The organism is Acinetobacter sp. RIT698 (genome assembly GCF_009668065.1).
Classification (GTDB): Bacteria; Pseudomonadota; Gammaproteobacteria; order Pseudomonadales; family Moraxellaceae; genus Acinetobacter; species Acinetobacter guillouiae.
Genome location: NZ_WJYH01000078.1, coordinates 1 through 12,302, shown reverse-complemented (window position 1 = coordinate 12,302; position 12,302 = coordinate 1). Strand labels below are relative to the sequence as shown.

General features: G+C 35.8%; 6 protein-coding genes and 1 CRISPR repeat array. All 6 genes read left to right on the top strand.

The annotated features are described in order from the left end of the window. Positions 1 to 219 precede the first annotated feature (219 nt). The 6 genes from cas1f to GJV03_RS20310 all read left to right on the top strand — a co-directional run bounded on the left by cas1f (position 220) and on the right by GJV03_RS20310 (position 11,383). The gene (gene cas1f, locus GJV03_RS20335; RefSeq protein ID WP_154130982.1) at positions 220 to 1,185 is read left to right on the top strand and encodes a type I-F CRISPR-associated endonuclease Cas1f; all 966 of its coding nucleotides are present in this window, start codon (positions 220 to 222) and stop codon (positions 1,183 to 1,185) included. Further along, positions 1,182 to 4,136, top strand: coding sequence for a CRISPR-associated endonuclease Cas3'' (locus tag GJV03_RS20330; protein WP_154130981.1), 2,955 nt, complete (start codon positions 1,182 to 1,184; stop codon positions 4,134 to 4,136). The genes cas1f and GJV03_RS20330 overlap by 4 nt, the downstream gene beginning before the upstream one ends. A 1-nt stretch (position 4,137) precedes the next feature. Continuing rightward, a complete protein-coding gene (cas7fv, locus tag GJV03_RS20325; protein ID WP_154130980.1) occupies positions 4,138 to 5,127 on the top strand; it encodes a type I-Fv CRISPR-associated protein Cas7fv in 990 nt (329 codons plus the stop codon). A gap of 12 nt (positions 5,128 to 5,139) precedes the next feature. Next, positions 5,140 to 6,141, top strand: coding sequence for a type I-Fv CRISPR-associated protein Cas5fv (gene cas5fv, locus GJV03_RS20320; RefSeq protein WP_154130979.1), 1,002 nt, complete (start codon positions 5,140 to 5,142; stop codon positions 6,139 to 6,141). Between the two features lie 10 nt (positions 6,142 to 6,151). Further along, positions 6,152 to 6,757, top strand: coding sequence for a type I-F CRISPR-associated endoribonuclease Cas6/Csy4 (gene cas6f, locus GJV03_RS20315; RefSeq protein ID WP_154130978.1), 606 nt, complete (start codon positions 6,152 to 6,154; stop codon positions 6,755 to 6,757). Positions 6,758 to 6,888: 131 nt separating this feature from the next. Then, a CRISPR array of direct repeats spans positions 6,889 to 10,818; the repeat unit is 28 nt; unit sequence GTTCACTGCCACATAGGCAGCTTAGAAA. Between the two features lie 154 nt (positions 10,819 to 10,972). Continuing rightward, positions 10,973 to 11,383, top strand: a complete 411-nt coding sequence (locus tag GJV03_RS20310) for a type II toxin-antitoxin system HicB family antitoxin (RefSeq protein ID WP_154130977.1) — start codon at positions 10,973 to 10,975, stop codon at positions 11,381 to 11,383. Positions 11,384 to 12,302: the final 919 nt, after the last annotated feature.

The window sequence follows — 12,302 nt, the reverse complement described above, 5'->3', positions numbered from 1 at the left end:
AAGTGATAAAAATCATTTTAAAGATGTTGGTGTTGAGCCATTGGTAAAGTATTAAAATAACGCATGATTTGTTTAAATTGGTTGAGTTGGGAGTGTAAGTAAATAAAATGGAGTTTATTAAAAAACGACACAAAATGTCGTTTAAAATAAAAAATAGGTTGGAAATATTGAGACTTTCAATTACATTGTTTTTATAAAAATTTTATGACTACTAATAATATGGAACAACTTAACCCATCAGACTTAAAAGCCATTATTCATTCAAAAAGAGCCAATCTCTATTATTTAGAACATGCACGAGTGATGCAAAAAGATGGCCGTGTTTTATATCTAACCGAAGCAAAAAGTGAAAATCAGTATTGGAATATTCCGATTGCCAATACGACTGTGATTTTGTTGGGAACTGGAACGTCGATCACTCAGGCTGCAATGCGGATGCTCTGTAGTGCAGGTGTTTTGGTCGGTTTTTGTGGCGGTGGGGGTACACCTTTATTTTCAGGCAGTGAAGTGGAGTGGTTAACGCCACAAAGTGAATATCGTCCAACTGAATATATGCAAGGCTGGATGAGCTTTTGGTTTGATGAAAAGAAGCGTTTAGATGTGGCTAAACAGTTTCAGCTTGCGCGGGTTGAATATATGCGTAAAGTTTGGGCAAAAGATCGGGACTTACAAGCAGAAGGATTTTACTTAGATGATCAGGATATTCAGCAGGCTTTAAGTGGTTTTGAAAAGAAGATTCCTAATATGACCAAAGTTGGCGATTTACTTCTTGCAGAAGCTCAGACCACAAAGCAGCTTTATAAAATCGCTGCAACACGTTGTAAACTCAAATTTGAACGAAATGCTGAATATGGTGATTTAGCCAATGACTTCCTCAATCATGGTAATTATTTGGCCTATGGTTTGGCTGCAACCACACTTTGGGTCTTAGGTATTAGTCATTCATTTGCAGTCATGCATGGTAAAACTCGGCGTGGTGCTTTGGTTTTTGATATCGCTGATTTAATTAAGGATGCTGTGGTATTGCCATGGGCATTTATTTGTGCCAAAGAAGGTTTTAAAGAGCAAGACTTTAGAGCCTTGTTATTGCAGAAATTCACCGAGCATAAATGTCTTGATTGGATGTTTGATCAGGTGAAATTACAAGCTTGCAGAAATCATGATGAAAAGGATCAAGCATTATGATTGTAACCTTCATTTCCCAATGCGAAAAGAAAGCACTGTCTCGAACGCGTCGTGTATTGGATGCATTTGCCGACCGAATTGGTGATAACACTTGGCAAACGGTGATTACTGAAGATGGTTTAATTACAGTTAAAAAGCTACTTAGAAAAACAGTCACAAAAAATACAGCGGTGTCTTGTCATTGGATTCGGGGGCGACGCCGAAGTGAGTTACTGTGGATTGTTGGGAATAGAAATAAGTTTAATAGTGAAGGCATAGTGCCTGTGAATAGTACACAAAAAGAAGTGTTTATGGATGTCATGACAATGAAAGCGAAGAAAGACGAGTTTTATGCAAACACACATTTACAGCCACTTGCAGAGCATTCATTTGCGATAGGGTATTTAGCACAACAATTATTTAAAAAAGTTGTTGAGAATGAAGAGTATGAGAATTTATCTAAAGTGGCTTTTCTGGCAGGGTGTCTACATGACGTCGGTAAATTAGATCCACTTTTTCAAGATTGGGTTAAGAAAGAAAAACAAAAAGCCCCTGAAGATGATGGACAACATATTGATGTCAAATTTACCTTTGATAAGCATCCTCGTCATAATGAAGTTTCATTATTAATTTTTAATTTTTTGGAACAGCAATGTAAGAACTTAAATAATCGACAAAAAGAAAGTCTACAGCATGTTCTGTATTGGCATCATGCTAAACCATATCGTCAAAATGATGATTTTTCAGGTGTTTATAAAGTTTATGAATATTTGATTAAGAATATTAATGTCGAACAGTTTTCTACTCTGATTAAAAATAGTACCAATTTAATTAAACGTATAAATGGAGTTGCTAAGCATTTTCAATCAACAGATTTGCTTGAGCAACATTTTCCTTGGAGTAGTGAAGATTTAGCAGTGCTTATAGAAAATTTTGAATATCAGTTTAAGAGTAGAAATTTTCCAGATTTTAAATCATACACAAATACTGATTCTACAGAAATTTTAAGTGGGAAAATTCAGGTTAATGCACAACATAATTTATTACGTGCTTGTGTTATTAGCGCAGATCGTTTGGTTTCTAAACAAACTGCACAAGATTTGATGGATTATATTGCTGAAAACCGTTTAGATGAATTATTGGATGATCAGGAAATCTTATCAAATTTAGATGAGCATTTAAAAAGTGTTGCTCATAAATTTCCTGATAGTGATAGAACGCAAAAGCAAAATGAAATCGCTCAGCAGCTTGCAGATTTACGTGATATTGCTGTGCTTGCGGGACCAGCTGGTTGTGGTAAAACTAGAATTGCTTTGGAATGGGCAAAACTAAAACAAGCTAAAAAAATTATTTGGGTTTGCCCGCGAGTTCAAGTCTGTCAAGGGATTTTTGAAGAACTGGTACAGGATTATTTACCTGATGCAAAAGTAGAAATTTTGACGGGTGAATTTAAGTATTTGCATGAAAATGGAAAAATTAGAAATGAGCCTGAACCATTTTCAGGAGATGTTGTAGTCACTACAATTGATCAAATTTTAGGTTCAATTGTGACGCATAGCAATGTAAACAGCTTACTACCGTTTATGGATGCTCATGTAGTATTTGATGAATACCATGAATACATTGGTATGGAAATTTTTAATATTTTATTTGCTGAACTCATTGCAAATAAAAATATGCGTAAATGCTATGAAAAAAATACCTTATTGGTTTCTGCAACTCCACATTACTATTATTTAGAACAAGTCTTAGGTGTTCATAAAGATGATGTGATTGAAATGTCATCTTTTAATAACAGTCAGTACCAGATTGAATTTATTGAATATGATGAATCTATTACAGAGGGAAATCCCTTTTATCAAAGGTTTGATGATCAAACTTTTATTATTTCAAATACAGCTCAAACAGCACAACTTGGCTTTATTTATCAAAAAGATTATGAAAATAGTGTGCTTTTTCATTCCAAATATAAACGTAGTGATAAAAAGAAATGGTTTGAAGAGGTTTTTGATTCTTTTAAAAAGAATGGAACAACCAAGTATGCTGTTTTAAGAAGTGGTCCGATTGTTCAGGCTTCTTTAAATATCACGAGTAAACATATGTTGAGTGAAATGACTTCACCTGAAAATATGTTACAGCGTTTAGGACGTTTGGATCGTTTTGGTGAAAATCATGATGTGAATGTATTGCAAGTGGCAATTACTGAAAATGTGAAAAATGGTAGTTGTAAAGGCTCATCAGCATTTTTTTTAAATCAATTGAATAGTTTGCAAATGACAAAAGCATGGTATGGCTTCTTACAAGATCGATTAAATGGAAAAGTCTTTAAGATTGCTGAGTTATATTCACTGTATAGAGAATTTTATGCACAACAAGATCAAATGAAGGAAAAGTCAGCTGTAGTACAAGATATGGATAAAGCTTTAAAGAAAAGTATTGATTTGATTAATAAAAAAGTTACAGAGCCAACTAAGGTCATAAAGACCAAAACAGCTGAAAGAAAATCTAAAATCAGCAACAACTCATTACGTGGTGATAGTCGTTTTGTACAGTTGGCTGTATTGAATTTAAATGATTTTAATCATCCCATTTTTGAAAATGAATATGCCTACCAACCGTCTTTGGATGATACAACCGAATACGATAATTTGACTGAATCTTTAACTATGATCAAAGACTCAGGACTAATTAATTATATTGCGCAAAAGCACGGTAATGTTGATCCAACTCATCACGTGAAAAGAATTCCTGATAAAAAACAACAAGCAAGATGTGCTATATTGGAAAATTATGCACGGGATGCAGATTACCCACTGTATTTAAGTTATATCGAAGATGATTTAAACAAGATTGGTGGGACAGGTTTTCGATATCCTGAAGCTATTTATTATGCAACAAGTGACAAACAGCCAATCGGCTCAATTTCATTAGATAAACTGAACTTTTTAACAACAAAACAAGAGGGAAAATAACATGACTAAAGTAACTGGTGTAAAAAGTGTAGATTTTAAAATCACTGCTTATGGTTATGGCGTAGTCAATTGGAACGGACCTACATCATTAACAGGTAATGATGGAAAGACCGTAGATAATCATACTTTACCTAAATTACGTGGGTTCAGTAATTTGTCTGGGAAGATTAAAGAAGAAACAGGCTATAAATATCGTAAAGAAGCTTCTGATATAAATTTTGATGAAAATCCATTGTATATCAGTCAAAACTGTATTCGTCATCATCTTTTCCGTGATCAATCTTATGATTTGCATTATGCAAAAGATAAAAATTTAATTGATGTTGTAGCATCAATTACTGGATTGATACGAGGGTATGTTGTGCCATCTAGCCAATGTAAGCGTACAAGCCCTTTATTGATTACTGATTTTATTGACAAATTAGGTAATGGAAATTTTGAACAATTATCTAATGCAAGTTCAAGTGAAGAAATTATACAAGCTGATGGGACTAAATCGTATAAGCGTGGTGAAAATTCAATTTTCTCCAAAACAACTTTTGGCGATACTCAATACGAAGCATTTGGTTCAATTAGCATTGAGCAACTTCAATTTATTTCTTTAGATAAAAAATTTGATCGTGCATCAATGATTATTAAAGAAGGTGAAGGGGAAAAAATTGCTGAAAAAGTTCAACAATTTATTAAGAGTTTAGATCCATCTAAAGAGCCAAAAGCAATTTTTCATAGTAATTATGTTCGTAAGGGTACAATTTTTAATGAGGGTGAAGTTGGAATTTTATTGGACAACACCGCGATTGATATTTTGGTCAAAGAAACTTTAAACATGCTTGAAGATTTAGTGATTAAACAAGCCAAAGGCTATATGTGCGTAGACACGGTTGAAGTAGATTATAACGATAAGAATAAAATGATGCGTATCAAACGTCGCCCTGATCAAGCGAATCCTGAACCTCAAAGTGATTATGCTGTTTATTTTGAAGCACAATGATGAGGTGATTTTATGCAAATCATTATTGAATATGAATCCTCCTGGCGTAATTCATTTTTGGATGGAGAGGATAATACTGTTAAAAGAAACTTTATTGGTTCTATGACTGCATTGAATGATAAAAAAGCAGAGAACTATAAGTCTAGAAGTATCACTAAAAATACCGTGATGGGGATATTGAATAGGCTCATTGGAGATCAGCGAAAATTATACGATGCAAGAAGTCGTGATGATTATTATTTTAAAAGTATTGAAGAAGTTTTACAGGATAGTGATATCCATGATGAATTCATACTAAGTCAGGAAGTCGTTTATTTAAGAAATATTTCTGGGAGTACAGATCAGAATTCTTTTACAGGGATGATTAAGTTAAGTGATCCTTGGCTTAGTGTGAATTATGCAAAAGAGTTTTGGAATGTGTTGTGGATGAATTTAGAGGAATTGTTTCAATTTATCCAAGACAAAAATATTGAATCGAAAATAGACCCTATTCTAGATCCATTAAGTATTTTGCAAAGATTAGAAGAGGTGAAAAAAATTAAAGTTGCTGTTACTGACGAAATAAATCAAGTAGCAGAAATTTTATCTAGCCGATATCCAAACTTTGCATTAAAAGAGTCAGCCAATAAAGTTAGTGTACTTCCATTATATTGTTCAGCTTTATATTTAAAATTAGATAAATTGACTGAGCAGCATGATACAACTGCTATCAGAGCATCGAGAGGCGGGTTGACAGGCATTTCTCATAATGGTTTTACACCCAAAAATTTAATGGAAAGATTCACGACTGGACAACAAAAAATAGTTTGGGGAAATCCCTATATCAATTCCAAATTCGTAAAAGGTGAGGGCGAAATTAAACAACTCCTTCACAAAGCAAGTGGAAAACTTACAATCAACCTAAATATTTCTAAAGAGCAAGCTAGAGATTTAGAAGAAAAAATTGAAAATGCAGGCGTATCTTCATTTTATCTAGGGAAAAAAGGACTTGCCTATGTTACAGATATTCGATGAGGTCATTTAAATGAAACGTTATATTGAAGTGACATTAATGAAAAATGATGACTTTTCACCTTTTGAGTTATGGTCACGTATCTATGTCCAGCTGCATATCGCATTTGCTGAAATGAAAGATGCGAATAATAAAGTGAATGTTGGTATTTCATTTCCACAATATCGTTTTAATCAGCAAAAAGGTATTGGTTTTTTAGGTGAAAAACTTCGTCTTTTTGCTGAATCTGAAGATGATTTAAAAAAGCTTGATATACCAAAGTGGCTTGAGCGTTTGGTTGATTATATTCATATCAGTTCTATTAAAGAAGTGCCTGAAAGTAAAATTACTGGTTATGCAATTTATAAACGTAAACAAGTTAAAACCAACGCTGAGCGTTTGGCACGCCATCGAATGAAAAGAGGGGATATAGGCTTTGACGAAGCATTGAATCGTTATCGCCAAGTGGTGACAACAACTGATTTGCCTTATGTACAGATGCTAAGTTTAAGTACATCGGATGAACAAGATAAAAAGCGTTTTAAGCTATTTATAGAAAAGCAAATCACTGAAAAATCTGAAATTCAGGTTTTTAGTACATATGGGTTAAGTTCTGTGTCTACAGTACCTGAGTTTTAACCCAATATTTTTTCACTCTTTAACAGTTTAATAAAATCAATAAGTTATGATTGTGGGTTAAAACTTTGGTCTTTTATAGGTTTTTAGTCTTAACTCACTGTTATAACTTTATTTTTTGTTTTAAAATTATAGTTCACTGCCACATAGGCAGCTTAGAAAATATTGCTATTACCCATTGTAATTACCTCTTAGTTCACTGCCACATAGGCAGCTTAGAAAAATAAACAATTTTCTTAGCAAAAATTGGTTTTGTTCACTGCCACATAGGCAGCTTAGAAAGAAATGGCCGTGTAAAAGTAAAGCTCGACCAAGTTCACTGCCACATAGGCAGCTTAGAAAAAAACAAAACAAAGTTACGGCAGTCGGTTTTGGTTCACTGCCACATAGGCAGCTTAGAAATTTTATGTTTTTATAGGTTCAGGGAATGTTGAGTTCACTGCCACATAGGCAGCTTAGAAAGCTTACTTCAGGAATGTTTCACTTAACAAATGGTTCACTGCCACATAGGCAGCTTAGAAAAATAGCTTTTATATTTTTAGTCGGATTTAGAAGTTCACTGCCACATAGGCAGCTTAGAAAATTCTGAAAAAGTTTACAATTTGTACCTTCGAGTTCACTGCCACATAGGCAGCTTAGAAAAATAAGTGATGAAGAGGGATTGGCTTGTGAGTGTTCACTGCCACATAGGCAGCTTAGAAAGTACGGCGTGAGCGACGCACTAGGTCGCAACAGTTCACTGCCACATAGGCAGCTTAGAAATTTTGACCATGCTTTGCTCTAAAACCTGATGTGTTCACTGCCACATAGGCAGCTTAGAAATAAAGTGGTACTAAAAAATGCTTTAACATAATGTTCACTGCCACATAGGCAGCTTAGAAATTTCTTTCTTCACTTGTAATAATAAAATCAAAGTTCACTGCCACATAGGCAGCTTAGAAATGTTATTTCATGTTTGTTTTATTTGAAAGGCTGTTCACTGCCACATAGGCAGCTTAGAAAGTTAATAGATTTAATGCGTCCACTTATTGCCTGTTCACTGCCACATAGGCAGCTTAGAAAATTCTTAAACATGATAGAAGAACAGACAAATGGTTCACTGCCACATAGGCAGCTTAGAAAAAATATGAAGAAATACCAAACGATGTAGTTCAGTTCACTGCCACATAGGCAGCTTAGAAAAGTTCGCGCCTACGGACGCTCTGTTTCTACTGGTTCACTGCCACATAGGCAGCTTAGAAAAATTGACTGTTTTAGTAACTCTTTATTTGAAGGTTCACTGCCACATAGGCAGCTTAGAAAATCACAACAGATGGATATTTTAATGGCTCGTAGTTCACTGCCACATAGGCAGCTTAGAAATACATTATTGAGCGTGGGCATGATGGAAAGCCGTTCACTGCCACATAGGCAGCTTAGAAAAATTTCACCGGGTAAACTTGTGATCATGGTTAGTTCACTGCCACATAGGCAGCTTAGAAATTATCTTTCGGCGCGTAATTCTTTTTGTACTCGTTCACTGCCACATAGGCAGCTTAGAAATTCGACTTGATATGTAAATGAAGATGAAACACGTTCACTGCCACATAGGCAGCTTAGAAATGTTGAGTAGCTTGTTGATTATTTTGCGTAGGGTTCACTGCCACATAGGCAGCTTAGAAAGTCAATTTATGCTGACTCAGCTAAAAATACTGGTTCACTGCCACATAGGCAGCTTAGAAAAATACGTTTTGTTCTCATCGTCTTTATCCGTTGTTCACTGCCACATAGGCAGCTTAGAAAGGCACGCAGATACCGTTTTTTGTGTCAAGAAAGTTCACTGCCACATAGGCAGCTTAGAAATTTGGTACACAAGGAGAAGCGCAAATGATTAAGTTCACTGCCACATAGGCAGCTTAGAAAGTTTACGATTTCTTCTATTTGAAATGGAAATGGTTCACTGCCACATAGGCAGCTTAGAAAATTCACTAAGTGAAATAGATTCTTTATCACCAGTTCACTGCCACATAGGCAGCTTAGAAATGGCAATGCTGGATTCACGTTGTAATTTTTAAGTTCACTGCCACATAGGCAGCTTAGAAAATACTTTCTTGAGGATGAGCGAATTTGTGTTGGTTCACTGCCACATAGGCAGCTTAGAAATATCAATCAAGCTGTTGAGCGACTAGAGGATAGTTCACTGCCACATAGGCAGCTTAGAAAAAGAGGTTGAGATCCGATTCATTGGTTTGATCGTTCACTGCCACATAGGCAGCTTAGAAAACTCAAGCATTTCTATATCAATCCTCTGAACTGTTCACTGCCACATAGGCAGCTTAGAAAATGTGCTGATCTGCGTAATACAATTCGAACTGGTTCACTGCCACATAGGCAGCTTAGAAATGTTACGCTACAGCACAAGAAACACACGAAATGTTCACTGCCACATAGGCAGCTTAGAAATATCACTATCGAATTAAGTGCAAATGGTAATGGTTCACTGCCACATAGGCAGCTTAGAAAATTAGTATAGACCTTTTAAAAATTCTCTAAAAGTTCACTGCCACATAGGCAGCTTAGAAACAACTAATATTAAAATCAGTCGGTTTCTTATTGTTCACTGCCACATAGGCAGCTTAGAAATGAGTTGCTGGTATTTATTCCTGAAGCCAGTCGTTCACTGCCACATAGGCAGCTTAGAAATAAACAGTTGGCTACACCTTCGGCTCATCAACGTTCACTGCCACATAGGCAGCTTAGAAAAAGTAACCCCCCAACATTCGGTATAGTCATCGGTTCACTGCCACATAGGCAGCTTAGAAATCAACGACTCGCATCGCAGATTTATTATTAAAGTTCACTGCCACATAGGCAGCTTAGAAATAATGCCCACAAGACCTTTGCCCATCTCAGACGTTCACTGCCACATAGGCAGCTTAGAAATTTTCGAGCTAAAGCACAACCAGAACCATTAAGTTCACTGCCACATAGGCAGCTTAGAAATTAAATTGTGGGTGACTCCCCGACCAATGGAAGTTCACTGCCACATAGGCAGCTTAGAAAATTCGCATCAAAAAGTTTCCGACCATATGTATGTTCACTGCCACATAGGCAGCTTAGAAAATGTGTGACTGGTACGTAAAATATAAAGAAGAGTTCACTGCCACATAGGCAGCTTAGAAAAGTTGCAAATTTCTGTAGTTCAGGACATGACATGTTCACTGCCGCATAGGCAGCTTAGAAAATTGTAAACATGCCCTTACCGCTTGTTGTTGCCGTTCACTGCCGAGTAGGCAGCTTAGAAACACAGCAACAGGATTAACAAAAGTTAAAACCAGTTCACTGCCGAGTAGGCAGCTTAGAAATATAATAAGAATTGCTAACCGTTAAATTATTTGTTCACTGCCACATAGGCAGCTTAGAAATCTTGATGTACCTTTCCCGACTATCGAGCGACGTTCACTGCCACATAGGCAGCTTAGAAAATCTTATCGGAGAATACATAAATGCCAGCCGTGTTCACTGCCACATAGGCAGCTTAGAAATGCAATCTCACCATCACGACGATTAGAGAAATGTTCACTGCCACATAGGCAGCTTAGAAAAACATAAAAACACAAGGCTGCACGAGGGTCTAGTTCACTGCCACATAGGCAGCTTAGAAACATTACAACCCCCAATCATTTAGAATCTAAATGTTCACTGCCACATAGGCAGCTTAGAAAACCCAGTAATATGTGAAAGTGGATCAACAGCAGTTCACTGCCACATAGGCAGCTTAGAAAAGAAGCAAAACAAGCTTTTGATGGGATGGGTGGTTCACTGCCACATAGGTAGCTTAGAAATTCGGGATAGCTTGACGGGGCAAAGTCTAACGGTTCACTGCCGAGTAGGCAGCTTAGAAAGTCAATTTTTGTTCCTTGCTGATCATAAGCTGGTTCACTGCCGCATAGGCAGCTTAGAAATGAATATATTTGCTATGAAGTTTTGAATAATCTGTTCACTGCCACATAGCAGCTTAGAAAAACTATGAGCGTTCTCATCGTATTGATTTACCAGTTCACTGCCGCATAGGCAGCTTATAAATTATTTCTTGTGTAACAAGTAATGTTGTTAATGTTTTGAATTGCAAGTTCGTTAGAAATAATTTTTAAAAATAACTCTAGGGTTATTTATTTAGAGCAACTCAGAGGTTATATTTTATTCTTCGAAACTTCATTTTCTCCAAAAGAGGTGAGTATGTTATATCCAATTGCAGTAGAAAAAGGTTCGAATGATGAAGCTTATGGCGTGATTGTTCCTGATATTCAGGGATGTTTCTCTGCGGGAGATACTTTTGAAGAAGCATTAAGCAATGCTAAGGAAGCAATTGCAGATCATTTGGAAATTTTAGCAGAGGATGGCAAAAATATTCCTTTGGCATCAGAAGTAAGTAAATTTCTGAATGATGAAAAGTTTAAAGGCTTTATCTGGGCAGTCGTAGATGTTGATGTGAATCGTTATTTAGGTAAGGCTGAAAAAATTAATGTCACTTTACCAAGTCGCTTAATTTATCTCATAGATGATAAAGTAGGTAAAGATAAGCAGTATAAATCCCGTTCTGCATTTTTGGCAGCTGGTGCTGAAAAAATATTGCAAGCTTCATCATAGCTAACCAAAAAGACCCACTCAATTGAGTGGGTTTCTGAATATTTAAAGAAAAGTGAATGAGTATTAAAACTAATACTCAGCAAGAGGCAAAACATTTTTAGAAAGACCATTGTTTGCTGTCATATAGGTAGCTTAGAAAATTAGAGTGTCTAAGGTTTTCTTAGGCAAGGCGTTCACTGCCGAGTAGGCAGCTTAGAAATACCACTTATCGCTATAGCCGCTTAGGTCTGAGTTCACTGCTACACAGGTAGATTAGAAAGAAATGTTGAGTATCAAGGACTCGCCAAGTGAGTTCACTGCTACATAGGCAGCTTAGAAAAAGAGCTCATTACTTGATATAAGCCAAAGAAAAGTTCACTGCCGAGCAGGTAGCTTAGAAAAAAGATTTCAAATTCAGCTCTTATACTTATAAGTTTACTGCCGCGCAGGCAGCTTAGAAATGTAGACGGTTTCTACCACCACAGTCGTGCTAGTCCACTGCCACATAGGCAGCTTAAAAGAAGCCAACAATACATACATATTAATATGTTAACTATTTCACATTTTAATTGGAAAAAATATTTATATGATTTTTAACATTAAAAAATTTGAATATTGTAAAGAAAAATAAAATATTCATTCCTTAAACTCATGTGTAAATATAATTATTAATTGTCTTGAGAGTATCTTTTGGCAAATGTTGGTCAGTGGAAATTCTAAATTTAAGCCAAATATCCGTTAGTAAAATAGTAGATAAAGCATGGCTATTCCTTGATCTTTGGACTTTTTAATGGGATGGAGGTGAGTTATGATATCGCCGTTTTCTTGCCTAAATTTCCAAAAACACACAGAAAATTTCCTGATCAAATGAGATAGAGTGATGGTTTATCTGCACGTGACTAATTCAAAATTTACGCTTAAATAACGTGAATTTTGTTTT